This is a genomic window from Stenotrophomonas sp. 610A2 (assembly GCF_030549615.1).
In the GTDB taxonomy this organism is placed as follows: domain Bacteria; phylum Pseudomonadota; class Gammaproteobacteria; order Xanthomonadales; family Xanthomonadaceae; genus Stenotrophomonas; species Stenotrophomonas pigmentata.
The window spans coordinates 4,634,576-4,658,954 of the sequence record NZ_CP130832.1; the positions used below are offsets into that span (position 1 = coordinate 4,634,576).

Annotated in this window: 17 protein-coding genes and 1 pseudogene; 5 read left to right on the forward strand and 13 right to left on the reverse strand. The window is 64.5% G+C overall.

The window, feature by feature from the left end; genetic code table 11:
- Positions 1 to 249 precede the first annotated feature (249 nt).
- The 13 genes and pseudogenes from Q5Z11_RS20505 to Q5Z11_RS20565 all read right to left on the reverse strand — a co-directional run.
- Positions 250 to 3,807: pseudogene (locus Q5Z11_RS20505) on the reverse strand (ATP-binding protein); the annotation flags it as partial.
- Positions 3,808 to 3,880: 73 nt separating this feature from the next.
- Positions 3,881 to 4,591 carry a DUF4194 domain-containing protein gene (locus Q5Z11_RS20510; protein WP_303748097.1) on the reverse strand — a complete coding sequence of 237 codons (711 nt, stop codon included), beginning with the start codon at positions 4,589 to 4,591 and terminating at the stop codon, positions 3,881 to 3,883.
- Positions 4,578 to 6,047, reverse strand: a complete 1,470-nt coding sequence (locus tag Q5Z11_RS20515) for a DUF3375 domain-containing protein (RefSeq protein ID WP_303748098.1) — start codon at positions 6,045 to 6,047, stop codon at positions 4,578 to 4,580. Before Q5Z11_RS20515 ends, Q5Z11_RS20510 begins: the two co-directional genes overlap by 14 nt.
- 22 nt (positions 6,048 to 6,069) lie before the next feature.
- Entirely contained in the window at positions 6,070 to 6,669 is a 600-nt protein-coding gene (folE, locus tag Q5Z11_RS20520) for a GTP cyclohydrolase I FolE (protein ID WP_303748099.1), read from the reverse strand.
- A 163-nt stretch (positions 6,670 to 6,832) separates the two neighbouring features.
- On the reverse strand, positions 6,833 to 8,104 hold the full coding sequence (locus Q5Z11_RS20525) for a HipA domain-containing protein (protein WP_303748100.1): 1,272 nt from the start codon (positions 8,102 to 8,104) through the stop codon (positions 6,833 to 6,835).
- A complete protein-coding gene (locus Q5Z11_RS20530) occupies positions 8,104 to 8,346 on the reverse strand; it encodes a helix-turn-helix domain-containing protein (RefSeq protein ID WP_303748101.1) in 243 nt (80 codons plus the stop codon). The genes Q5Z11_RS20525 and Q5Z11_RS20530 overlap by 1 nt, the downstream gene beginning before the upstream one ends.
- 178 nt (positions 8,347 to 8,524) lie before the next feature.
- Positions 8,525 to 9,058 (reverse strand): DUF3828 domain-containing protein, encoded by a 534-nt coding sequence (locus Q5Z11_RS20535; RefSeq protein ID WP_303748102.1) that lies wholly within the window; start codon positions 9,056 to 9,058, stop codon positions 8,525 to 8,527.
- 203 nt (positions 9,059 to 9,261) lie between these two features.
- Positions 9,262 to 11,283, reverse strand: coding sequence for an exodeoxyribonuclease V subunit alpha (recD, locus tag Q5Z11_RS20540; RefSeq protein ID WP_303748103.1), 2,022 nt, complete (start codon positions 11,281 to 11,283; stop codon positions 9,262 to 9,264).
- Positions 11,280 to 14,906, reverse strand: a complete 3,627-nt coding sequence (locus Q5Z11_RS20545; RefSeq protein ID WP_303748104.1) for a UvrD-helicase domain-containing protein — start codon at positions 14,904 to 14,906, stop codon at positions 11,280 to 11,282. Before Q5Z11_RS20545 ends, recD begins: the two co-directional genes overlap by 4 nt.
- A complete protein-coding gene (gene recC / locus Q5Z11_RS20550) occupies positions 14,903 to 18,265 on the reverse strand; it encodes an exodeoxyribonuclease V subunit gamma (RefSeq protein ID WP_303748105.1) in 3,363 nt (1,120 codons plus the stop codon). Before recC ends, Q5Z11_RS20545 begins: the two co-directional genes overlap by 4 nt.
- A gap of 164 nt (positions 18,266 to 18,429) precedes the next feature.
- Complete coding sequence (locus tag Q5Z11_RS20555; protein ID WP_303748106.1) at positions 18,430 to 19,032, reverse strand: hypothetical protein; 603 nt, start codon at positions 19,030 to 19,032, stop codon at positions 18,430 to 18,432.
- Positions 19,033 to 19,091: 59 nt separating this feature from the next.
- Positions 19,092 to 19,511 (reverse strand): hypothetical protein, encoded by a 420-nt coding sequence (locus Q5Z11_RS20560; protein ID WP_303748107.1) that lies wholly within the window; start codon positions 19,509 to 19,511, stop codon positions 19,092 to 19,094.
- Between the two features lie 44 nt (positions 19,512 to 19,555).
- Positions 19,556 to 20,671 carry a PAAR domain-containing protein gene (locus tag Q5Z11_RS20565; protein ID WP_303748108.1) on the reverse strand — a complete coding sequence of 372 codons (1,116 nt, stop codon included), beginning with the start codon at positions 20,669 to 20,671 and terminating at the stop codon, positions 19,556 to 19,558.
- 366 nt (positions 20,672 to 21,037) lie between these two features.
- On the opposite strand from Q5Z11_RS20565, the gene Q5Z11_RS20570 reads away from it, so the two are divergent.
- From Q5Z11_RS20570 to Q5Z11_RS20590, 5 genes are all read left to right on the forward strand, one after another.
- The gene (locus Q5Z11_RS20570; RefSeq protein ID WP_303748109.1) at positions 21,038 to 21,835 is read left to right on the forward strand and encodes an ABC transporter ATP-binding protein; all 798 of its coding nucleotides are present in this window, start codon (positions 21,038 to 21,040) and stop codon (positions 21,833 to 21,835) included.
- A 214-nt stretch (positions 21,836 to 22,049) separates the two neighbouring features.
- On the forward strand, positions 22,050 to 22,799 hold the full coding sequence (locus Q5Z11_RS20575; protein WP_282267696.1) for an MlaE family lipid ABC transporter permease subunit: 750 nt from the start codon (positions 22,050 to 22,052) through the stop codon (positions 22,797 to 22,799).
- 91 nt (positions 22,800 to 22,890) lie between these two features.
- Positions 22,891 to 23,415, forward strand: a complete 525-nt coding sequence (gene mlaD / locus Q5Z11_RS20580) for an outer membrane lipid asymmetry maintenance protein MlaD (protein WP_296247276.1) — start codon at positions 22,891 to 22,893, stop codon at positions 23,413 to 23,415.
- The gene (locus Q5Z11_RS20585; protein WP_303748110.1) at positions 23,412 to 24,080 is read left to right on the forward strand and encodes an MlaC/ttg2D family ABC transporter substrate-binding protein; all 669 of its coding nucleotides are present in this window, start codon (positions 23,412 to 23,414) and stop codon (positions 24,078 to 24,080) included. Before mlaD ends, Q5Z11_RS20585 begins: the two co-directional genes overlap by 4 nt.
- Positions 24,070 to 24,378 (forward strand): STAS domain-containing protein, encoded by a 309-nt coding sequence (locus tag Q5Z11_RS20590; protein ID WP_303748111.1) that lies wholly within the window; start codon positions 24,070 to 24,072, stop codon positions 24,376 to 24,378. The genes Q5Z11_RS20585 and Q5Z11_RS20590 overlap by 11 nt, the downstream gene beginning before the upstream one ends.
- The last annotated feature ends 1 nt before the right edge of the window (position 24,379 follow it).

Genomic DNA, 24,379 nt, shown 5'->3' on the forward strand with positions numbered 1-24,379 from the left:
GATCTCCGTTGTATGTGTTTCTGGATATACAGAGGGTAACAAGCGCAGCGAAGGGAGCTTGGCTGTGCTCCCTCCCTTTGGCCGAAGGCCAAGGGGAGGGTTGGGGAGGGGTGCTTTGGCTTTGGCTTTGGCTTTGGCTTTGGCTCTGATGCGACAACCAAAGCAACGTCAAAAACTCCCCCATCCGCCCTCCGGGCACCTTCCCCCGCAAGCGGGAGAAGGGAAAGCCGGGTCTCCCCCTGGCTATCAGGCCGGAATGTTCTTCTTCGTCGAAGCCTTCTTCGCTGCCTTCTTCACCACAGGCTTGGCTTCCGCTTCCGCCGCGGCTTCAACGACCGGCGCTTCAAGCTCGGCATCGGCAGTCGCGCTGGACGCAACCGATACCTCGACAGCAACCGGCGCATCCACCACGTCCTCCGCACTGGCCTGCGCCATCGCACCACGTGCGCGCGCCGGCAGCTTCAGGCGATTGCCTGCGTCGTCGTACTCGATCAGCAACACGCCCGAATCGTGACGGCCGCTGATCTCGACGAAGCACGCGCCGCCGATGAACGGCTCCAGCGTCATCACCGACTTCAGCGGTGTTGCCACCACCATCTGGAAGCCGAAGTTCTCGAAGATGTTCATCGCCAGCGCGGTGAATTCGTTATCGGCCTTGTCGAAGGCTTCGTCCAATACCACTGCAGCGTAGCGCGGCAGTTCGCCATCTTCGCCACCGAGCTGGTAGCGCAAGGCGGCGGCAAGACAGGTCGTGGCCAGCTTCTGCCGCTGGCCACCGGACTTGCCGGCGCCACTGCGGTAGATCTCGACCTGCTCGCGGGTTTCGGCATCCAGCTCGACGCCGATGAATTCCACGTGCAGACGCACGTCGAGCACCTGCTCGCGCCAGCGACGCAGCTCGGGCTCCTGCGCGCCGAGGCGACGCACCAGCTCGCGCAGCACGTTGAACTGCGATTCGGCCAGCGAGCGGTCTTCGGTCTGCTGATGGGTCAGCACCGCGCGCAGCTGCAGCTGGAAATCCTGCACTTCCGGCAGGCGCCGGTCATGCACGTCGATGGCCAGCACGGTGCCGCGGTTGAATGCGACCTGCTCGAGCGAGGCGTTGACCTCGTCCATGCGCTGCTTGATCGCCTTGTGCGCTTCGGCGGTGTGGCGCTGCAGCGCGAGCAGATTGTTCTTGCTCTGGGTCTGCAGCAGCTCGAAGAAGCGGCCTTCGTGGCGCGGCAGGCCGTCGCTCTCAAGGCGGGTCAAACGCGCAAGGAAATCGTCGGCGCTGGTCAGCGACACGGTGAAATCACCGGAGTCTTCCGGCCACTGCTGGGTGTATTTGCGGAAGCAATCCAGCAGGTGCTGGGTCAGCTTGGCATCGCGGCCCTGGCTGCTGCCCAGCTCTTCGGCCAGGCCACGCTCGATCACGCGGAAATGGCTTTCCAGGCTTTCCAGGTTCAAGCCCGGCAGGATCTGCAGGCGCGATTCCAGACCTTCGCGCTGCAGCTCGGTCAGCGGTGCGCTGGAGACGCGCGACTGGCCATTGTCGCGCTGCTGTTCCAGGCGCACGCGCTCACGTGAGAACTGCGCGCGTTCCAGCCGCACATCTTCATAGGTGCGCTTGCCCTGATCGCGCAGGCCGCGGGTCAGTTCAATCTGCTGGCCGATGCGGGCCAAGGCGCTGTCGCCTTCGCGCAGGTCGAGCAACTGCTCATCGATATCGGTCAGGCGCTGCAGGCGCGGGCCCACATCGATCTCGTCCCACTCACGCTCGATCAGCGAGTGCGCGGCGAGCTGCTTCTCGTGGCCGCTTTCGCGCTGTTTGCGCAGCATCGCCACGTCGGCCTCGCTGCGCGCGATGCGCTGCGCCAGCTCCTGGCCTTCGCGTTCGAACACGCGACGCTTGTCGCGATTATCGTGGCCCAGCATCCAGCGCTTGCGATCATTGACCGCGTGGCGGTCGTCCTTTTCGTAGCGGTCGCCAGGGTGCTTGATCTGGCCTTCGCGGGTGATCGCGCGGTCTTCGTTACGTAGCTGGCCGGCGTTTTCCACGCAGGTGTAATCGAAACGACGCTGCAGCTCGTTGTAGACCCAGTCGCCGTAGGGGTGGTCACGCAACTGCAGCTTGTGGATCAGCGAACGCTTCTCCGGCTCACGCGAATGCAGCAGCTCGTTGTCACGGATGCGGAAATACACCAGCTTGGTGCCCAGGTGGGTGCGGTTGGCCCACTCGGCGACCTGCTGGTGATTCTTCTCGTCGACCAGCAGCGATTGCGCGAAGCCATGCAGCACGCGTTCGATCGCGCCGCGCCAGCCGATCTGGTCCTCGCGCACCTGGATCAATTCACCGACGAACGGCAATGCGGACTCGGACAGGCCGGTGTCGTCGCACAGGCGCGCGCGCAGCTGCTGCAGCGGTGCCGGGATCGAACTCGGCGCGGCCTTCAGCGATTCCAGTTCCACCCGCAGAGCGGCGAAACGCTTTTCATCATCGCGACGCTCGGCCATGCGCTCGGCAATGGCATCGTCCACGGTGCCGGCGCCGGACTTGGTGCCGTCGATCAAGGCACGCGCCTGCTCCACCTGCTCGGAGAAGCCGCTGGCGGTATCGGCCAGCGCCATGCCGAGCTGGCGGCAAGCGCCTTCCAGCTGCTTGCGGCGACGGCTGCGCTCTTCGACTTCGCGCTCGATGCGGATGCGCTCGCGCTCGAGTTCGTCGATGCGCTCGCCGCCCTGCTCGCGCTGCTGGCGTTCAAGTTCAACCAGCTTCAGTTCGTGGTTGTCCAGCGACTGCCGGCGCTGCCCTTCCTCGCCCATCAGGCCGCGGTCGAGCATCTCCACTTCTTTCAGGCGCTCGTTGACCAGCTCAAGGCGCTTTTCCTCGCGGAAGCCATCGATGCCGATCTGCAGGTCACGCAGCGTCGCCACGCCCTTGCGCAGCGTCATCAGGTCCTGGTGGAAATCACGCGCCGGGGTCAGCGTTTCGACCTGGCGGCGTGCGGTGACCACCGCGTGGTGGGCACCATCGAGCTCGGCGAAGTCTTCGACCAGGCGGTCGGCCGCTTCGAAGGTGCGCGGCTCTTCCAGCATGAAGCCACGCAGGAAGCCATTGAGGTCACCAAGGTTCTTGGCCGACTGGGTCTTGTGCAGCAGGCGCAGCGCCATGTCATTGCCGATGCCCAGCAAGTGGCGGAAGCGCTCGGCATAGCCGGTGAAGCTGTCGAAGTGGCCAACGTCTTCGCCAAGGCGACCGCGCAGCTTGCGCAGGTCCAGGTCGAAGCCTTCCATCTCCTTGGCCAGGTCGAAGCGGCGCGGGATCACCATGTAGTGCTTGCGCACGTCATTGGCCGAGGTACCGGAACCGGCGATCCAGAACAGGCGCACGATCGATACCGCATCACCGCGGGCGTTGAGGTATTCCAGTGCCAGCGCGCTCCAGGTGGCGCCCTTGCGCAGGTACTGGGTGGCGATCTCGCCGGACTCGCTGTCCTGCTGGTCGGCCCAGGCGCCACGCACATACGACACCAGCGAGCGGTCGCGGCCGGAGCGTTCTGCTTCGCGCGCAGCGGCGTTGAAGTCGACGATGCTCGGTGGCGTCAGCAGTGCACTCATGCCATCGAGCAGGGTCGACTTGCCCGAGCCGGAGCGGCCGACGAACAGGAAGCCACGTTCGGCGATCGGCACTTCGGTCAGGCCGGAGAACGTGCCCCAGTTGAGCACCTGCAGGCGGCGCATGCGGAACTGGTTCGCGCGTGCGTCGCTGGCCGGGTCGTTGAACAACGCGGCGTTGGGAAGCAGGGTGTGGGAAGTGGTTTCCATACGGCTCATCCTTCAGCCGCCACGCACTGCGCGGCGGTGGTCATTCTGGTCAGCGTGGCGTGGGTGCCAGGCATCATTCGGTGGCGCTGTCGCTGCTGGCTTCTTCGTCGTCGGCAACCGCGTCGGTGACGGCATCGCCATCGCGCAACTGGCGGTAGGCCTCGACCAGCACCTGCACGTCCTCGGCCGAGAACAGCAGTTTCAGCGCCGGCGATACTTCGTAGCGGTCCTCGCTGCCGCGCAGCTTGGACAGCAGCTGGTTCTCGCGCAGCTTGGCGATGGCGGCGGCCACGCGCTTGCCGTAACCGGCCTGGTCGGTGGAGACATTCTTCTGGTAGATGCTCATCGCTTCCACCAGCTGGAACTCGGCCACCACCGCGCGTTCGCCGCGGGTATCGGCCTCGGCCAGCTGCTGGCGCAGGAACAACAACAGCACCGACTCGATGAAGGTCAGCGGCGCGGCGCGCAACAGGTTGGGCGAGTCCAGTTCGGCGGTATCGAACTGGCGGGTGAAGGCCACGCCGCCGTCACGGTCCAGCACCAGTTCCAGGAACAGTTCGCACAGCAGGCTGCGCACTTCGTCTTCGTTGCGCAACAGTGCCGCCCATTGCGCCGGCTGGCGCTGGGCATCGACGCTGGGGCCGGCCAGCAGCAGGCACAGCGCGCGGCGTGCATCGACCGGCAGGCGGCCGCTGTCGCCGACGAACAAGGCGCCACCGGTCAGCACCGGGGCGGCCGGCGCCGGGGCTGCTTCCATTTCAGTTTCGGTCTCAGACCAGTTCATCGCGTCTTTCCTTGAGGAACCAGATCAGCGGCACGCGGGCGCGTCGCACCACGCCGTCACCGCCGGTCCATTCCACGGTTTCAAGTTGGTCGGTCATCACCTTGCCATGGCGGGTGCCGATGGAGAGATAGCCGATCACGCTGCCCAGGCCCTGCCGCGCCGGCCGCTCGCGCAATACCTGCGAGATGCTCAAACGCGGGCGCGAACCCAGCAGCATGAAGAGATTGTCTTTCAGCGTGCGCACATCGATTTCCGACTGCGCGACCAGATCACCGACGCTGTCGAGGGTGATCTCGGCGGCTTCGGCGTAATAGATGGAGGTGTCGACCTGATGCGTGCGCGGGTCGTGCAGGCGCCACTGGCCGATCGAACGGATGCGCGCCGACGACAGTGGCAGCACGAAGCCGGTGGGCGCGGTCGGCCGAACTTCATCGCGCAGCTGCAGGGCCTGGCCCTGCGCCTGCTTGAGCAGTTGGTTTAGCCGGCGCTGTTCCAGGTAGCCACGGCTCTGCACGAAGCCACGCAGGCTGCGGGCAAAATGCTGCATCACCTCGTGCACCTGGCCGCCGCGTTCCAGCAAGGTGCTGGTGAAGTTGCGCAGGAAGTTGCGCTCGTTGCGGTCCAGCTTGCGGGTGAAGCCACGGTTGAGCACGGTGTCCAGCGCGGCGTCGAGTTCGCCGCTGCGGCGCGGGTCATTGAGCAGGTCCCAGAAGGCCTGGAAGCTGCGTCCGGCATCGGACTCGCCGATCACATCGACGCCGTTGAACAGGCGGTCGAGCACGTCGCCGCGCGCGCCTTCGTCGTCGATGATGCGTTCGCGGAAACGGCGGTTGAGCTGCTCGAAGTCATCGCGCACGCGGCGGAAGTCTTCGGCCAGATCATCGGCCAGGCGGATCACGTCGCGGGTGCGTTCCAGCGCGCGCTTGCCATCCAGCGCGCTGACCTTGCCGGTGGACACCTGCGCGATTTCGGCATCGATGCGGTCGCGCTCGGCCTTCAACGCGGCCAAGCGTGCTTCCGGATTGGCCTCGGTCTGCTGCGCCAGCTGCGAGATCTGCTGCATCACCATGGCCAGCCGGCTTTCGGTGGCCAGGCTGGCGTTGTGCTCGATGCCGGCGATGAAGCGGATCGCCTGCACGGCGTGCCGCGACAGCTCGTATTCCTCCTCGCTCGCGCCTTCAGGCAGGCGCCGTACCAGCCAGCCCTGGGCCAGCCAGTAGGCGATGTAAGCCGGCGCGGTGCGCGGCAGCTCGACCTCGAGCTCCTCGCCATTGAGCGTGTCCAGCTGCTGCTGCAGGCGCTCGGCGAGGATGGAGCCGGGAATGCGGCGGTCCGCTTCCAGCAGCAGGCCCTGCAACAGGCCCACCAACACCGGCGCGCGGTCGGAGGCCAGCAGTTTCCATAGCGGCTGCTCGCGCAGACGCTGGTAGCCGGCGATACGTTGGCGGTACTTCATCGAGCGCGTGCGATCCCTGGGCTCAGCGTCGGGCGTGGCCGACTTCGATGAAACGCAGGAACTCGGCACGGGTACGTGCGTCGTCATGGAAGGTGCCGCGCATGCGCGAGGTGACCATGCTGACGCCACGCTTGTGGATGCCGCGGGTGGTCATGCACTCGTGTGCGCCTTCCACCACGATGCCCACGCCCATCGGCTGCAGCACGTCCTGGATGACGTCGGCGATCTGCGCGGTCATCTTTTCCTGCACCTGGAAGCGGCGTGCATAGGCCTCGACCACGCGTGCCAGCTTGGAGATGCCGACCACGCGGCCATTGGGGATGTAGCCGACATGCACACGACCAATGATCGGCGCCATGTGGTGCTCGCAGTGGCTTTCGTACTCGATGTCGCGCAGCACGATCATTTCGTCGTAGCCGGCCACTTCCTCGAAGGTACGGGCCAGATACTCGCGCGGGTCGTCGTTATAGCCCTTGAACCAGTCGCCATAGGCCTCGGCCACCCGGCGCGGGGTGTCGAGCAGGCCTTCGCGGGAGGGATCTTCACCGGCCCAGCGCAGCAGGGTGCGCACGGCGTCTTCAGCCTGGGCTTGGGTGACGGACGGGTTCTTGGGATCGGCCATTACAGAACTGCGCTTGGATTACGGGGTGGACATGCTACCAGCCGGGGGTGAAGTGGGGATGGAGAGTCCCTTAATCGCGTTGTACGCACAACTGATAAAAATCATAAGACATTGTTTTTGTTTGATTTAGTGAGTACTCACTTCTACCCAAGAGCGATTTCAGCTAGTTGGATACCAAGCCAAGCGCGTCGGTGATGGGGCTATAGACAATTTGCCGCAACAAACGCGCCTCGCCCGGATCTACCTGGTGGGTGATGCCCTCCTCATAGGCCTGCAGCAACACCTGCGCTTCCCGCCACAGGTTCTTGGCCAAGCGATCCAGCTCCAGCAGCGTCAGCTTCACCGGGACGCCAATGCTCAAGCCAAACGCCTCTACCTCTGCCTTGGTTACCTCCGCAAAACGCGCGGCATTGCCCATTGGGAATACCAACGTCTCCATGCCCCAATCCGGTGCCCGATAGACCGCTGTGCTGAGCAGGTCGTAATGCGGCGCCAGCTCCCAGCCCTTCTCGCCCCACAGGAAGCTGAGATTCTTCAGATGGGCGTCGGCATTGCCAATAAGGAAGTTGAACAACTGCCAGCGCAGCAGCGCCAAACGTGTAGCTGCCGGTGTTCGGGTTGTATCCAGCAGCTGCCGCAGGGTGGCGCTGTTGGCTTGTTGGTATTTGAACACCGCGTCCAGCGACAGCAACTGGCACCCATCCAGCGCGTAGCGGCGTCGAACCTGCAGTCCCTCACCTTCCCGGTCGAAGCGACGCACCAGATAGACCGGATCCGGCACCCGCCGCACCTGCACCTCCGGCACCGGCAGGCCACAAGCGGCAGCCAGGCGCATGCAGAACCACTCGTTCACAACACTGTGCGGGTAGTGATCCACCTGCTCATGGTCCGGCTTGAGGATGTGGGTGGAAGCGGCCTGCCCGATCGGTTCCCACAGCTGCTTCTGGTCGAACACCACCGCCAGCTTGTGCTGCGCGCCCGCCAGCGACATGCGCTTTGGCGCGCCGTGGGACAGCGGCTGCCTTGGCAGCGCCTGGATACGTGCCGAGAGCTCGGCATCGGACAGGGGCCGCAACTTGGGCGGCGGCAGCTGCTGCCCGGGCGACAACAAGGTCAATGCGCCAGCCGACTCCGGGCCAAAACGCTGCAGCAGGCCGAATGCGTCGGCCGCATTGATGCCGGCATCGGCGGCAACCAACTGGCGCCCGCCCTCCTCCGGCAGCAGATTGTCGAAGAACCACTGCACGGGGCGCTGGCTGCCACCGTCCCGGATCTCACCCGCATTACGCGGCAGGGCCGGCGACAGGTCAAAGCCGTTGTCGCGCCAGAGCGGATCGTAGTGCAGCACCCACAGGTTGCCCTGCTCGTACAGCTCACCGATGCGCTGTTGTTCCAGCCACACATCAAGCTGGCGCGGTTCGATCTCCATCGCCATCAACCGCGCTCCGGCGGCGGCAGGTCCACGGGCAGATCAAGCTGCACGCGAATGCCCAGCTGTCGCAGCAATTCGAATACCCGGCCGATCTGCACGGTGTCCTTGCCCCGTTCCACATTGCCCAGGACCACGTGGCTGGTGCCCGCCATTGCTGCCAGATCATCCTGACGCAGGCCCTGCGCCTTGCGTACCGCGCGAACGTATTGGCCGATGTCTGACGCCTGATCGATCTGCACCTGCATGGCTCACACTCCAAAATATAACGCAGGCTTTAGATTGCGCTATAGAAGCGCCCAGCTCAAGAAAAAACTAAAGCGAGCGTTAGAAATATCGCCTTGGGGGTCGCTCGATGTCGAAATATAACGTAGACGTTATAAATTGATGCGGAAAGGTCAAATACTTCAAAAACTAAAGCAGACTTTATTTTCTGCCTGCAACGGTCTGGGTATCGCGCTCCAGAGCCTGCAGAAGACTGGGCGCACGCGCGTTGGCGATATCGGCGACACGCCAGCTGCTGCCTTGGCGCTGCAGGGTCAATTGCAGCTGGAAAGGGTGCTGGGGGTCATCGAGCTGGGTGCTGGCGCGAAGCTGGCCGTCTGCCAGTGGCTGGATGTCGAAGCTGAGCTGGCGCAGATCCTGCGCGGTGTCCTGACAATCGCAGAGCGGATCGCCGTCCAGGTAGCCGACTTCGCCGGCGTACGCGTCGCTATTGGCCTCCATCGCGGCAATCAGGGCCGGTGTGTAGACCTCTTCGTCGGGCAGGATGGCGTCCAAGCCTGCGTCGGGGTGGTAGCCGGCGTAGATGTGGCTGAGGAAGTTGCGGGCACTGCTGATGTCCTCGGCGCTGGTGCCAGCAGTAGCCGGGGGTGCTGCGTGCGTGGCAGTGACGGGGGCGTCCTTGTTGCAGCCGGTCAGGGCCAGGAGCAGCAGCGCGGTGGTTGCCAGGGTTTTCATGGGCGTCCTTGCGTGTTCGTTTGACGGGTCTTTTTAGGCGGGTCGGTGGCGGAAAGCAAAGGCTTTGAAGCACCCCTCCCCAACCCTCCCCTTCGCCTTTGGCGAAAGGGAGGGAGACAAGCGCTCTGCCCCCTCCCTTTGGCGCAGCCGAGGGGAGGGTTGGGGAGGGGGGCTGTTTGCGCGGACTGATCGCCCCCCTTTGCCTACGGCGAAAGGGAGGGAGACAAGCGCTGCGCCAGGCCTGACCAGCGGCTGGCATGGCGGGCCAGCGCAGCTTCGATGACCTCGGCACTACCGGCCAGATGCAGGCCGTTGCGAGCGCGGGTGATGCCGGTATAGAGCAGCTCGCGGCTGAGCACGCGGTTGTCGCGGCGCGGCAGCTGCAACCAGACCTGGTCGAACTCCGAGCCCTGCGCCTTGTGCACGGTCATCGCGAAGGCGCTTTCGTGCAGCGGCAGCGCCGCCGGGTGGAAGGCGCGCGGATTGGCCGGATCGTCGCCGGGGAACCAGGCACTGACACCGCGGCCATCACCATCGCGCAGGCAGATGCCTACATCACCGTTGAACAGGCGGTGGCGGTAGCTGTTTTCGCCAATGATCAACAGGCGGCCGTGGAACCAGCCCGGACCCAGCGCGCGGCCACGGGTTCCGGCCAGCAGGTCTTCGATGCGGGCGTTGAGCCCGCGCGCGCCCTGCGGCCCTTCGCGTACGGCGGTGAGCAGGCGCATGCGGCCGGCCAGGGCCAGCGCGTCGGCCGGCGTAGCTGCATCGGCCAACGCCTGCCAGTACTGCTGAAGTGGCTCGCGCCAGGCTTGCAGCGGATCGATATCGCCTTCGTGGAAGTGCACGCCGGTCAGTTGGGCGTCGCGCAGCAGTTGCAGGGTCTGCACTGCGTCGCCATCGCGCATGGCGCTGGCCAGTGGTGCCAGCTGCAGGGCTTCACTCTGGCGGTAGCCGCGCTGTAGCTGCACGCGGGCACCGGCGAAATCGGCAGGTCTGGTGTCGATCGCATCGGCCGGCAATTCGCCCAGCAACGGGCGCAGCGCTTCAGCGTCCGTTGCGGTCGTGCGTTGGCCATCGCCAGCAGCGCGCAGAATCGCGCTGAGCACGTCGCCCGCCTCCACCGAGGGCAGCTGATCGGGATCGCCTAGCAGTACCAGGCGGGTGCCGGGAGCGATGGCTTCGACCAGCTTGGTCATCAGCGGCAGGTCGATCATCGAGGCTTCGTCGACCACGATGACGTCATAAGGCAATGGGTTGTCGGCGTGGTGGCGGAAGCGCGGGGAGTCCGGGATCACGCCGAGCAGGCGGTGCAAGGTGGTGCCGGTGCTTGGCAGTTGCTCGCACAGGGCGCTGTCGATGCCTTCCACCGAGAGCTTCTGCAGGGCGTGGCGCAGGCTTTCGGCCATGCGCTCGGCGGCGCGGCCGGTGGGCGCGGCCAAGGCCACGCGCGGGGCGGGCTGGTTTGCGGCCTGCGCTTGTGCGGCCAGCAACACCAGCAGGCGGGTGATGGTGGTGGTCTTGCCAGTGCCGGGGCCGCCTGTGACCAGCAGCAGGTTGTGGCGCAGGGCGGTGGCTGCGGCTCTTGCCTGGTGGTCTAGAAGCTTCCCCTCATCCGCCCTTCGGGCACCTTCTCCCGCAGGCGGGAGAAGGGAGAGGTCCAGCTGCTCGGCGGTCTGCGAGTCTTGCAGCACTGCACGCTTCTTGCCCCCTCTCCCGCTTGCGGGAGAGGGTTGGGGTGAGGGCGCTCCGAACAGGTCCAACTGAGCTGCGACGACCTGCCCGGGAAAAAGGCGAGTGAACACACCTGCCAATCCAGCAACATCACCTCCAGCAACCGGTGCCTGCCCGATTCGCTGCAACCCCGCCGCCAAGCGGCGTTCATACTCACGGTAACGACGCAGATACAGCAGCCCGTTCTCCCACACCAAGGGCGCCTGCTGCGACTCCACGCTGTTATCCACAGCTGTGGATATCCATTTGGACGACGCAAGCTGCGCAATCCACTCCTCGGCAGCCGGCCATTCCACACCGGCATCCACCAATCGCTGCGGCTGGGTCGGATCAAAGCCCGCATGCCCCTGCGATACCGCTAGCGATGCCAAGGCCGAAGCAGCCAGCACCGCGTCCGGAGTCTCCGTATCCAGCCGCTGCAGGCTCTGCGCCAAGGCATGATCCAGCGCGCGCAGCGCACCGGCTTTGTTCAATGCGGCCAGCAGGCTCATGCCTCGCCTCCCAGTCGTGCCAACAAGGCCGCGTGGCCGTCGCGGCCACCGGCAAACAATTCGTCCACCGCGTGTACCAGCTCCGGCGCGAAGTTGTGCGCGTACAGGCCGGGTGACTGAGGGCGCGTTGCATCCAGCCCGCGACAGAACAGATAGCGGATGCCACCGAAGTCCCGCGCATAGTCGTAACCGGCACCAATGCGGAAACGCAGCCAGCGATGCAGGGCCACGGTATAGATCAGCGCCTGCAGGTCGTACTCGCTATGGCGCATGGCCGCGTCCAGCTGCGCCACCGAGTAATCCGGCAGGCGATTGGACTTGTAATCGAGCACGTACCAACGCCCGTCGCGGACGTAGGTAAGGTCGATCTTGCCGGTCATCAGTCCTTCCAGCTGGCGGCGCAGGCCGAAGCCGTTGCGGCCGCGCACAACCCCATGTGCATGCAGTACGCGCAGCAATGCCGGCACCGTGGTCGGCTGCATGGCGAAATGGAACTCGATTTCGGCGCGGCGCTCGCCTTCGTCCAGCGAATGCAGGGCACCGCCTTCGGGCAGGGTGACGGTCAAGGTCTGGCCGATCAACTCGGTCAGCAAGGCCACGCCGTCGTCAATCTCTTCGTCGATGTAGCCATCGGCGCGCATTGCCTTGGCGATGATCTCGGCCTGACCTTCCGGCGCTGCTTGGCCGGGCTGCCAATCGCACCAGATGCCGAAGTCGACGTTCTCCAACGCGGCATGCAGCACGTTGCCGAAGCGACTGCCAGCAAAACGCGGATCAAATACTTCCGGCTGCGTGGTGGCGGCTTCGCTGGCCGGTTCGGCATCCACATCGACCTGCGCCGGTTCGTCGGCGGCACCGCCACTGTCTTCGGTGGCAGCAGCTGCAGTGTCGTGGCCGCCGTCGGCATGGGCGAGCTGGGTGAAGCTGTAGACCCACCAGTCGTGCGGCACGCTGCGGCGCACCTCGCGTACCGGCGGCAAGGCCTGTTCGCGCTCGGGTGGCAGGCGCGTCGGCACCGGGCTGCCGTCGTCTTCGATCACCTGGATATCGGCATGCTCGGGCAAGCCCTGCAGCATCGGCCCGAGCCGCGAGGTGGCCAAGCCAGTCAAGGCGCCGCCACTTATCCACAAGGCGTGCTCGGCGCGGGTCAGGCCGACGTAGAGCAGACGCGCGGTTTCGGCCTCCTCATCGGCGTTGACCCGCTGGCCCACGGCCTTCCAGTCGGGATCTTCCTTGTCGATCTTCCAATGCAGCACGCGCTGTTCGCCGTCATGCACAGTGCGATGGTTGCTGCTGTCCGGCGCATTGGTGGCGATGCCGACGAAGGGCAGGTAGACCAGCGGGTATTCCAGGCCCTTGCTCTTGTGCAGGGTGATGATCTGCACGCGGCGGGCATCCGATTCCAGCCGCAGCAGCTGCGCTTCGTCGCCTTCGTCGGCGTGGGCGATCTGTGCCTGCAGCCAGTCGAGCAGGCCATGCAGGCCGATGCTGCGGTTGCTGGCTTCCTGCAGGGCTTCGGCCAACTGCAGGTAGTTGGTGAGGCGGCGCTCGCCGTCGATCAGCAGCAACAGGCGTTCGGCCTGTTCGGCGCACAGGTCCGATAGCAGGGCGAGCACGCCGCCGCGCTGCCAGCGCTCACGCCATTGCAGCAGGCGTTCCTGGTGCAGGCGCTGTTGTTCGCCTTCATGTTCCATCGCGGCGATGGCGGTTGCGCTTTCGCCGAGCAGCACGGTGGCCAATGCGGCGCGCAGGCGGCCTTCGTCAGCCGGTTGCAGCAAAGCCAACAGCAGCAGGCGCAGTTCGTGCGCCTCGGCGCTGGCGAATAGACTCTGCTTGCCGGCTGCTACCGCCGGGATGCCGAGCGCGGCCAGGGCCTGCTGCACACGCGAGGCTTCCTTGTGCGAGCGCACCAGCACGGCGATATCACCCGGCTGCACCGGCTTGCCATCGACCAATGCACGATCTTCGCGGGCAGCGCTGAGTACCTTGTGGATATCTGCCACGCAGGCGGCGGTGGCGGCGTCGCGCGAAGCATCGGCCTTCAGCGGCTTGCCGTCGGCGTCGCCTGCAATCAACTGCAGGGTCAGGGCAGGTGCCGGCTTGCCTTCGAACAGATAGTCGGCGTCGCTGCGCTTGCTGCCCGGCAAGACCGGCTCGAACTGGATGCGCTCGTCGAGGAAGGCTTCGGGGCCGGCGTTGTCGTACAGCGCCTGGATCGCACGCAGCACGCCGGGGCGTGAGCGGAAGTTGCGGTCCAGTGCGGGTGCGGCTTCTGCCAGTGCCTTGGCCTGCAGGTAGGTATGCACGTCGCCGCCACGGAAGCCGTAGATGGCCTGCTTGGGGTCGCCGATCAGGAACAGCGCGGCATCGCCATCATCGGCTGCGAACACGCGGCGGAAAATGTCCCACTGGCGCGGGTCGGTGTCCTGGAACTCGTCGACCAGGGCAAAACGATACTGCGCACGCAGGCGCTCTGCCAGATGCGCGCCATGCGGGCCGTGCAAGGCATTGGCGACGTTGTCGATCAGGTCGTCATAGGTCTGCTGGCGACGCAGCTGCTTGAGCTGGGCCAGACGCTGGCGAACCTCGCTGCGCAGCTGGTGCAGCAGCACGATCGACTGTTGCCGCTGCCACTGTGTCACCTGTGCCAAGGCCTGCAGGTAATCGGCGATCAGCGGCTGCAGCGGCGATTGCGGGGTGCTGCCGGCCTTGGCCTTGTTGGTCTTGGCGGTGAGCACGTCCAGCGTCAGCCGCTCCAGGCGATCATCCAGTTCGGCAGTAGGATCGGGGCGGCGGCTCCACTGCAGCAGTTGCTGGAACAGCGGCTCGATCCAGTCGGACTTGTAGCTGGACTTGTTGAGGATGCCGCCTTCCACCGCGCCACGCAGCTGCTGCAGATAGGTGTCGCCATGCTCCGTGATGCCGGCGGCCAAACGTTGTGCAGCACCGTCGCGGAACGGGCGGGTGTCTTCGATCAGGGTCTGCGGTGGCTGTGGATAAAGCGGCAGCTCCGCGGCCAGTGCCGGCAGATCCCGAGCCAGTGCATCTGGACTTTTCCACAGGCCGAGCAGCGCCTCCAGATGCTCGCCCTGCCCTGCGTGCAGGCGCCACAGATCGGCAGCCAGCTCAGCATGCAGCTCGCGGGTATTGGCCAACAGCTCGGGCGCGGCAAAGGTGTGGCCGCTTTCCAGAGCGTATTCGCCCAACACGCGGGTACAGAAGCCGTGGATGGTGAAGATCGAGGCCAGGTCGGTTTCTTCGGCGGCAATGCGCAGGCGCCGGCCCAGTTGTGCGGCACTCTCGCTGCCCTGCTGCAGGTGGCGTTGCAGGATGGCGCGGGTCAGTGTGGTTTCGGGGCTGTCGTTGTCGTCCGGCGTGCTGTCCACCACGCGCGCAGCCAGTTCCAGACGCTCGCGGATGCGCTTGCGCAGTTCCTGGGTAGCCGCATCGGTGAAAGTCACCGCCAGGATCTGGCCCATGCGCAGGCCCTGCTCCACCACCAACCGGGTGAACAGCGTGGCCAGGGTGAAGGTCTTGCCGGTGCCAGCGCTGGCTTCGATCAGGCGCAGGCCATCCAAGGGCAGGTGCAGATACGGATCCTGCTGCAGCGCTTCGGTGCTCATGCGCCGGCTCCGTTCATGACATCGGTTTCAGCGTCGAAATCGGGCAAAACGCGGCCCTCGCGCAGCGCGGTAAATATCAACAAGGCGTTGTGGATAAATCTGTGAGTAGTGCTTGGCGAAACGAACGGATCGGCGCCGCGCAAGGCCAATTGCAGGGCTTCGCCGTTGCGCTCGCCCCAGCTGTGTTCGCTGCCGAACCAGCGCGCATGCGCGGCGTTTTCACGTTTGTCATCGTCGGCGTTGTAGATCTCCCAACCGGTGTATGGGGCGAACAGCAGCGGTGCCTGCATTCCTTCGGAACGCAGGCGCAGCAAGGCTTTCAAGGCTGTCTGCGCAGCCTCTGATGACAGCTCTGGAAGGCGATGTGGACCGTATCCAGCCTGCCCGTTGTCATGGAACTGCAGCATCGCTGACTGTGCACCAGCAGCGTTGGCCAGCAGCCAATCCAGTCCACCGCGCAGCACATAGGCCACCCCCGGCGCACCCGCCTGCAGGCGAATCAGACCCTGTGGATGAATTTGATCGACACGCCCATGCAGGCGCAGGCCATCGAGCTGAACTTCGTAACGTTGCGAGCCCAGCGGCTGGCCGTCGTACCACTGCGAAAACGTTTCCGCGCAGGGCCGGATGCGGCTCAACATGCGTTCGAACTGCTGCCGCCCAAGCGCACCGGATGGCAACAACGCGCGGGCACGCAGGCGTTGGTACAGGCCAGCTTCGCGACCTTCCAGCAAGGCGCTCAGCACATGTTGCTGCAAGGACGAATGCAAGCGGCCACCGCTGGGCAGCAGCAGCGGCTCGATGTCTTCGCTGTCGTCGATGTCACCGGCCAGGCGTAGGCCAAGTCGCTGATTCAGGAACTGCCCAGCCGGGTCACTGATGAAACGCCGCAATGCGTCCAGCGACAGGCTGTCGTCATTGAGTGCGGTGGGCAGCGGCGCATTCAGCGGGCCGTCGAACCACGGCGCAAGCCGTTGCCGGCTGCCGCCGACCGCGCTGGCCGCCGGGTGCCACTGGCGCCGGTAGCTGAAACGGCGCGGCTCGCCATCACCTCCAAACGCCGCCGGTGCGAAGGGCTGCAACGGATGCCGCACCACCAGCTGCTTGCGCGCCGCAGCGCTGTCCAAGTGATACGCCGACGCAGCGTTGACCAGTTCGCTGACCAGCACCGAGGGTTCGCGCACGCTGCCATCGCGGGCATCTGCGCCGAGGTAGCTCAGGTAAAACACGTCCTGGGCCGAGGCGAACAGCTGCAGGAACAGGAAGCGGTCGTCCTCGCGCAGTGAGCGGTCGCCGTAACGGCGCCGCTCGGTGCCCAGCTCCGCAGTGAGTCGGCTCAGGCCGGCAGCCGGGTCGCGGCGCGGGAAATCGCCGTCGTTCAAACCCAGCACGCAGATCACCCGGAACGGCAGCAGGCGCATCGGCACCATGCGCCCGAAGCTGATACCGCCGGTCAGCAGCGGCGCGCGGGTATCGGCCTCGGACAGCACCGAGGCGAAATGTGCGCGCACGACTTCGGCCGGTACCGGCGCTTCGAAGCCGGCGGTTTTGGCCTCTTCGGCGAATTCGTTGACCAGTTTGCGCAGACGGTCCAGCGCGCGCACAGCGGAAGGCTCGGTCGGCGTTTCCGGCAACAGCGCCAGCAACAAGCCGAGCAGGCGTTCGCGCCATTGGTTGGGAGTCAGTGCTTCGGCCAGGGTTTTCTGGTGGCGGGCGAGAACACGCAGCAGGCGGATCAGCGCATCGAGTGCAGCCAGACCGCCGCCTTCCAGCTCCGGCCACGGCGCAACACCGCCTATGTCCTCATCGCTGCCGCTGGCGTGACCAAGCAGCAGCCGGTCCAGTGCGAACTGCCAGGTGTAGGCATCGTCGGCAGGAGCCTGATGCTGCTTGCGATGGCCTGCATCCAGGCCCCAGCGCACGCCCGCGGCCTGCAGCCAGCCGTGCAGGAGTTCGAATGCAGCTGCGTCCAGACCAGAGGCGGACGCCAGCGGTGCGCTGGACAGCAGGTCGAGGACTTCATTGAGGCCGAAGCGCGATACCGGCAGGCCCAGCAGCTGCACGAACACCTCGGCCAGCGGCTCACCCTGCAGCGGACTGGCATCGGCCAGTGCCCACGGAATATGCGCATCGTTGCCGCCACGGCCGCCGAACACCGATTCCAGGTAGGGCACGTAGGGATCGATATCCGGCGCCAGCACTGCGATCTCGCGCGGCTGCAGTGGCGGATCGAAGCGCGGGTCTTCCAGCAGCGCGCGCAGCTGCTCATGCAGCACCTGCATCTCGCGCAGGCGGGTGTGACAGGCGTGGATCTGGATGCTGGGGTCGTCCACCCGCAGCGCTTCGCGCAACGGTGGCGAGGGCAGCGCGCGGCGGTGGAACAGGTCGGCCTGCAGGCGGTGCAGCAGGCTGTCGCCGAGCCCGCCATCATCAAGCCCGGGGACTGGAATACTTTCCGGGTCCACATAGGCGGCGATTTCGCCGCTGGGGTGGACCACTTCGTAGTCGCCCAGCACCGCCATGAAGTCGCGGCCGGCCTCACCCCAGGCCTGCAACAAGGGGTTTTCACCGGCTTCGGTGCCGAATGGCTCGGCCAGTCCGCTGCGCAGCTTTTCCTTCAGCGTCTGCAGATCGCCCCAATAGGAACGGGTCGGGGTCGGCATATAGAAGTGCAGCGTGCCGACCCGCGCCTGGGTGGCGATCACCCGCAGCACGTCCGGCGAGACATTGAGCGTGGCGAAAGCGAACAGGCGCTGCGGCAGCCCTTGCGGCAGCGGTTGGTGCGCGCCTTCGAAGCGGGCCAGGTAGTCGTTGATTCGGCGTGCGCGGTAATTCTGGCCACCAGCAATATGCCGCCACAGGATGGCCTGCGGGTCGTCCGGCTCGGCACCGTCCTCCCAGCGCAGCAGCCAGTCGCGACGCCAGGCCTGGTACTTCTCGAACACCCCGCCCAGCTCGGCCGCCAGCGCCCACGGTCGCAGTGGATCGTTGCGGTCAAGGTAGGCACGCAAGCCGGCCATCGCCGGTTTCTGCATCAAGCTGCTGTCGGTCAACGCCCCGTACAAGCGCCAGTGCAGGCCCGTAGCACCAAGATCATCGCGCTCGCCCGGCACATTGGCCTTCAACGCCTTGGCGACGAACTCGCCCGGGGTCAGGAACTCCAGGTTGGCGGACACACCGTACTCGGCGGCCAGGGTCGACTGCAGCCAGCGGCGCATCGCCACCTGCGGAATCAGGACGATGTCGGCAGCCAGCAAGGGCTGGCCGGGCGCCGGCTCGCGCAGCGCATGGGCCAACAGCTGGGCCAACACGTCCAGGGCATTGGAGTGGTACAGGCGGAAATCGGGGGCATTGCTCATCGCCACATCTTGCCGCAGTGGGATGGTTTCGACGAGTAATCTGGGAGGTGGTTGGGTGAGTCAGGGGCTGGAAGGCAACATTTGGCCTAGCTACGTCCGATGGCAAGGTGTCGCATGGGGCTCCACTTCAACCGACAACTACCGAGCCGGAGCGTGATAACGCCTCATTCGCGAGAAACAGCTGCGCCCCCATCGCGCTCTATAAGCAGCGCTGTGTATACAGTCCTCGCACCTGGAAACACGTCACTCGGCTCAAGATAGAACCGGAAAATCGCAGTGATACTTGATGATCGCAACGTCGCTCTGGATAGATCGTGACTGGAAATAGACCAAGGAATGCGGATAGTTTGCCCAGGCGCCAACATTTCAAACTTATCGCGTAAGCGAGGGTTGGGCGGCCCCATACACAAGCGAGTTTCCTTGTTTGATTGGTTGTCGACAAGAATGATCTTCGGCCCCCGTTTGCGAAGGTACTCCACAGGTAGGACCGCGTTCTCTTCACCTGTGTTCACAAGCAGCAACTCCACCGCGATTGTCTCGCCGGTGAAGCGACAGGGATCACCGGTCAAGCAACGCGCACGCAGTTCGAGCGTTGGGGCAGCTTCTGTACACATCGCAATCGACGGCACCGTCGCGATTATCGCAACGACGCCCCGCAGGAAGTGGCGAGCGAAAAGCAATGCAGTCTTGATCGCAAGCGCCCCTGCTACCTTAATAGCGCGACCATGCATGGTTGCAACTTCCGAGAACGGCCCCTCATGCTGCATTGCTGATGCTTCTCTCACAATGTTCTACTGGCAGTTGAATGGCCGTCGTTATCTTCAACTTATTCATTGATCCATCTTGCGTCGACAATATGCAGCTGCGAGCTAACAAATGTGGAGTCTTCAAAGGATTTTCGCGGCGTCAGATGAAAAGTAAATTTTGCCGTTATATCGATAGGCCGCAATGCGAAAGTCACGATATGGGAATCAGGTATCCACCATGGGATCCGGATCATTTCCCCAGGAGCAACCGTTTGTAGCTTGTCGATCAGGTGGGCCTTTGGTGGTCCCATACCCAACCTTTCCTCTTTTCCAGAATGATTATCGACAAGCGTCACGCGCGGACCACGGCGACGAAGGTACTCAATTGGGAGCGCGACAGGCTCTGATCCCGCATTGAACAACTCGAGTTCCAGCGCGAACATTTCACCGGTGAAGTAGCACGGATTCCCCTCTATACAGCGGGCACGCAGTTCAATCATATATTTATCCTCCGCGTTGCTTGCCGATCCTGAGTTGGAAATGCTCATAAAGATGACGAACAGCAAGAAATTTCGCACGCGAACTGCCTCCCAATTTCTTTTGTTAGAAGCTCCTGAACTTCAAGACCGATGTTCCATGCGTGCCGGGGTTGCACGCCCCGAAGGTACTCATTGAACAGAAAGGTGCTAGATGGCTCAGGCGGCAAGCTGGAAGAGCGCGTCACAAGTACATTTGGACTGAGGGTTCCGTCAGGCAGGAAGTAGCTGATCATATTGGGCGCTGGCTGATCCGGATCCATGTATTCATCTGGTAGCCCAAGGCAGTGTCCGAATTCATGCGCATACACCCACTCATCGGTGTTTATGTTGACGAAAATCCCTTTCCCTTTGACCTCCTCGCGCGGATATACGTCGTGCAAGTACAGCACGTAGTCCTCTCCTGAAGACACAAATTCAAGCGAGTACCGAATTGGAAAATTTCGACTCCCACATAGTGGATCCGTAAGCTTCAGGTTGAACTGCCCGTTGAGAACCTGGTTGATACCAAGCTGCATACGTTCCTTAGCTACGTCGATATCTGCATTGGACACAACCCCGCGCTTGACGATTCTGATTTTTGCGGTCACCTCGATATCGCCGCCAGACTTCAACGGGACATCTATGCGAAAGCTGGAAATCAAGTCGTATTCGAGAAGCACACCATCAGAAGCGTAGGACTCAAAATAGCGGTTGTCCGGATACTCCAAAACCTGGCAACTATGATCATTGAGCCAACATTGCTCTGGCTGGTCCGGCGGCGTTCGAGTGTTGGTCAAAGAGGAAGTAGTTGGCTTCACTGATGGCACTTGGATCAGATCGACAGTTTTCGCCGCCGCAGCAGCAAGCCGCGCACCACCCGCACTCACATGCGCCAACTGCTGCTTGCCCGCCAACAACGCGCAGCCACAACTGGCTTTGTCGCCATGCCGCGCGACCGGCTGGCCATCGATGACCAGCGTTGCATCGCCGGTGAGAATGGAGCCCGGTCCATGGCGGGCGCAGATGACGCGATCACCGATTCGCGCCACCGCCCGGCCTTCGATATCGGTCTGCGGTGAGCCGGTCAGTACCGAACCACCGGCTTGCAGGGCGTCGCCTACTACGATCAGCGTCCTTGCCATCGTGCTCGGCCCCTCCGTGGCCGATGCATTGAATGCAGTCGGTCCCGACCTTAGGCGGCCTCTTCCTGATCAGGAATCGGATACGTCTGGAAATGGCGTAGGCGTCCAGCCCGGCGGCTAATCGTTGTTTACAGAGGCAGCCGTGGGATATCGCCGATGCCGCCAGGGCATCAGCACCCGTCACAGGCTGTGCACAGATCCCCGGACACCGATTCGGCCACGGGGGAGACAGTGTGTTGCCACCAATACTGAGCTTCCGTGCATCCCCGGAGCCGCGCGGGGTGCGACAATACTGCACGGTCCAGTACGCTTATGTTCAGGCGCTGCTGGCAATCCTAGAACGTTGGTTTTCCGTTAAAGGCCGTCATGCCCTCAGCCCGGACTCCCTTGGTGCAGTTGTCCAACGTGCGAATCGATCGCGGCGGACGCACCATTCTGCGCGACGTTTCGCTGCAGGTACCGCAAGGCAGCATCACCGCCGTGCTTGGTCCTTCGGGCAGTGGCAAGTCGACGATGCTGGCGGCGCTGACCGGTGAATTGCGGCCGGTATCCGGCACGGTGCAGCTGTTTGGTCGGGATATCCCGCACGGCAACCGTGACCTGCTGGAGATGCGCAAGAACGTCGGCGTGCTGCTGCAGGGCAATGGTCTGCTGACCGACCTGAGCGTGGCCGACAACGTTGCGCTGCCGCTGCGTGCACACACCAAACTGCCCGAGCCGGTGCTGCGCCGCCTGGTACAGATGAAGCTGCATGCGGTCGGCCTGCTGGCCGCTGCCGACGCCTGGCCGCGCGAGCTGTCCGGCGGCATGGCGCGGCGTGTGGCGCTGGCGCGCGCATTGGCGCTGGACCCGCCGTTGATGATCTACGACGAGCCGCTGACCGGGCTGGACCCGATCGCCTCGGGCGTGATCATGAGCCTGATCCAGCGTTTGAACGACAGCCTGGGCCTGACCAGCATCATCGTCAGCCACCATGTCCACGAGACCCTGCCGATCAGTGATCAGGCGGTGGTGATCGCCAATGGCGGCATCGTGTTCTCCGGCACGCCGGACGAACTGCAGGCCAGCACCGACCCGCTGGTGCGGCAGTTCCTGCACGGGCAGCCGGACGGCCCGATCCCGTTTGACGCACCGACACGCAATTACGGGTTGGAGAACGCGTGATGACAACCGTGCACGCGATTTCTGATACCTGCCCCCTCTCCCGCACAGCGGGAGAGGGCTGGGGTGAGGGCGCTTTTGAAGCACGTGGAGCAAAAGCTCCCCTCATCCGCCCTTCGGGCACCCCCGCCTTCGCGGGGGCAGGCCCTTCGTTCTCCCGCTTGCGGGAGAAGGGCTTGTCGTCCAGCACCTTCAGTACTTCAAGGGACGCTAGCTGATGCCCTTCACCTCCTCCATCCGCTCGCTGGGCCGCGCCGGGCTGTTCTCGCTGACGGTGCTGCGCGGCTCGTTGCCGACCCGTGACTTCCTGGCCGAGCTGACCCGCGAGATCTACAAGATCGGCGCGCGTTCGCTGCCGATCATCGCCGTTGGCGGTGCCTTCGTCGGCCTGGTGCTGACCCTGCAGGGCTACCGCACGCTGACCACGTTCGGTGCCTCCGATGCGCTGTCCACCCTGCTCGGCCTGTCGTTGTACCGCGAACTGGCACCGGTGCTGACCGCGCTGCTGTTCATCGGCCGCGCCGGCAGTTCGATCGCCGCCGAACTCGGCCTGATGCGGGCCACCGACCAGATCAAGGCGCTGGAGCTGATGGCCATCGACCCGATCGCCAAGGCGGTTGCGCCGCGCTTCTGGGCGGCGGTTCTGACCGTGCCGCTGCTGACCGGCATCTTCTGCTCGCTGGCCATTGCCGGTGGTTACTTCGAGGCCGTGCATGTGCTGGGCCAGGACAACGGCACGTTCTGGTCGGGGCTGCGCGGCAGCGTCGACTTCTGGGACGACTTTGCCGTGGCCCTGCTCAAGTCGGCGATCTTCGGCGGCACCGCGGCACTGGTGGCGGCCTATGTCGGCTTCCATGCCGAGCCGACCATCGAGGGCACCTCGGTAGCCACCACCCGCGCGGTGGTGAACGCCTCGTTGCTGGTGCTGATGTTCAACTTCGTGCTGTCGGCACTGCTTTTCCAATAAGTAACCCCCAAAGCCTGCGCTAGTGCGCGGAACCAACGAACAACCCGCTTCGCTTCGCGAAGCACCAGATGGATCAGGAGTGAGACACAACATGGCCATCCGTGGACCCAGACTCGAATTTTCCGTTGGCGCCTTCCTGCTGCTGGCCTTGGCCTCGCTGCTGGTACTGGCCGTTGCCTCGACCAACCAGCGCTTCGGCACCGGCGGCGGTGGCTACGAACTGAAGGCACGCTTCAGCCAGATCGGCCAGCTGCGCAAGCAGGCGCCAGTGAAGGTCGGTGGCGTGACCATCGGCCAAGTAGCTGACATTCAGCTCGACCCGATTAAATACGATTCCATCGTCACCCTGTCGCTGGACAGCAAGTTCAAGGACCTGCCCGCCGATACCTCCGCCGGCATCTTCACCAGCGGTCTGCTGGGCGAAAGCTACATCGGCCTGCAGCCCGGTGGTGATCCGGACGTGTTGAAGTCCGGTGATGAAATCGTCTTCACCCAGCCGGCGGTAGACCTGCTGCAGCTGGTTGGCAAATACATGTTCAGCGGTGGCGGCAATGCCGGCGCTGCTGCAAACGAAACCCCCGGCGCAGACGCGCCCGCAACGGAACCGCAACCATGAAAGTGAAACTGCTTACCGTCGTGCTCGCCTCTGCCCTGTTGGCCGCCGCTCCGTCGGTCACGCTGGCACAGGCGCGCCCGGCCGCCACCGCCGCGCAGCCTTCGGCCGCCGCCCGCACCGTATTGGATTCCAGCACCCGCATCATCAATTCGCTGCAGACCCGTCGCGCTGAATTCCGCGCCAACCCGGCAACGCTGCGCAGCTACATCGATGGCGAGCTGAGCCGCGCCTTCGACCGCGACTACGCGGCCCGCCTGGTGCTGGGCGTGCATGGCCGTGGTGCTGCCGATGCCGACGTCAAGCTGTTCGCCGATGCCATGGCCGACAACCTGATGTCGCGTTACGGCTCGGCCCTGCTCGATATCCAGGGCCGGCCCAGCTTCCGCTACAAGAGCGAGCAGCCGCTGCCGGGCAACCGCGGCGTCAAGGTCTCCACCGAGCTGGTGCGCGCAGGCAGCGAGCCGACCCCGGTCGAGTACCTGATGCGCAATGTCGACGGCCAGTGGAAGATCTTCGACGTGATGATCGAAGGCATCTCCTACGTGCAGACCTTCAAGAACCAGTTCGACGCCCCGCTGCGGCAGAAGTCGATCAAGCAGGTTGCCACCGAACTGCGCAGCGGCAGCATGCAGGCCAACGCAGGTCCGGCTCCCCGTGGCAAGTAACGCCACGTTCCGCTGCGACGGCGACACCCTGCTGCTGGCAGGCGTGATCGACCGCGCGGCTGCGGTCGCGTTGTGGCCGCAGCTGACGCGCGCGCTTGCGCCCGTGCGTCGGCTCGACCTGGCCGCAGTTGAAGGCATCGACAGCGCCGGCTTGGCGCTGTTGGGTGAACTGGCTGCACGTTTGCGGGCGCAAGGTGGCGGCAACGTCAGCGGCAGCCCGGCTGGTCTGGACGAATTGTGCGCGGCCTACCGGCTGTCACCGTCCCTCGATTTCAACGCCTCCTCGGCAGGAAGCTGAC

Excerpts from the sequence above, each read along its gene's own strand:
- folE (WP_303748099.1), bottom strand. The coding sequence starts at position 6,669 with ATGGCCGATCCCAAGAACCCGTCCGTCACCCAAGCCCAGGCTGAAGAC.
- Q5Z11_RS20515 (WP_303748098.1), bottom strand. The coding sequence starts at position 6,047 with ATGAAGTACCGCCAACGTATCGCCGGCTACCAGCGTCTGCGCGAGCAG.
- Q5Z11_RS20575 (WP_282267696.1), top strand. The coding sequence starts at position 22,050 with ATGCCCTTCACCTCCTCCATCCGCTCGCTGGGCCGCGCCGGGCTGTTC.
- Q5Z11_RS20530 (WP_303748101.1), bottom strand. The coding sequence starts at position 8,346 with ATGCAGGTGCAGATCGATCAGGCGTCAGACATCGGCCAATACGTTCGC.
- recD (WP_303748103.1), bottom strand. The coding sequence starts at position 11,283 with ATGAGCCTGCTGGCCGCATTGAACAAAGCCGGTGCGCTGCGCGCGCTG.
- Q5Z11_RS20535 (WP_303748102.1), bottom strand. The coding sequence starts at position 9,058 with ATGAAAACCCTGGCAACCACCGCGCTGCTGCTCCTGGCCCTGACCGGC.
- Q5Z11_RS20555 (WP_303748106.1), bottom strand. The coding sequence starts at position 19,032 with ATGCAGCATGAGGGGCCGTTCTCGGAAGTTGCAACCATGCATGGTCGC.
- Q5Z11_RS20545 (WP_303748104.1), bottom strand. The coding sequence starts at position 14,906 with ATGAGCACCGAAGCGCTGCAGCAGGATCCGTATCTGCACCTGCCCTTG.
- Q5Z11_RS20525 (WP_303748100.1), bottom strand. The coding sequence starts at position 8,104 with ATGGCGATGGAGATCGAACCGCGCCAGCTTGATGTGTGGCTGGAACAA.
- Q5Z11_RS20570 (WP_303748109.1), top strand. The coding sequence starts at position 21,038 with ATGCCCTCAGCCCGGACTCCCTTGGTGCAGTTGTCCAACGTGCGAATC.
- recC (WP_303748105.1), bottom strand. The coding sequence starts at position 18,265 with ATGAGCAATGCCCCCGATTTCCGCCTGTACCACTCCAATGCCCTGGAC.
- Q5Z11_RS20585 (WP_303748110.1), top strand. The coding sequence starts at position 23,412 with ATGAAAGTGAAACTGCTTACCGTCGTGCTCGCCTCTGCCCTGTTGGCC.
- Q5Z11_RS20565 (WP_303748108.1), bottom strand. The coding sequence starts at position 20,671 with ATGGCAAGGACGCTGATCGTAGTAGGCGACGCCCTGCAAGCCGGTGGT.
- mlaD (WP_296247276.1), top strand. The coding sequence starts at position 22,891 with ATGGCCATCCGTGGACCCAGACTCGAATTTTCCGTTGGCGCCTTCCTG.
- Q5Z11_RS20560 (WP_303748107.1), bottom strand. The coding sequence starts at position 19,511 with ATGATTGAACTGCGTGCCCGCTGTATAGAGGGGAATCCGTGCTACTTC.
- Q5Z11_RS20510 (WP_303748097.1), bottom strand. The coding sequence starts at position 4,591 with ATGAACTGGTCTGAGACCGAAACTGAAATGGAAGCAGCCCCGGCGCCG.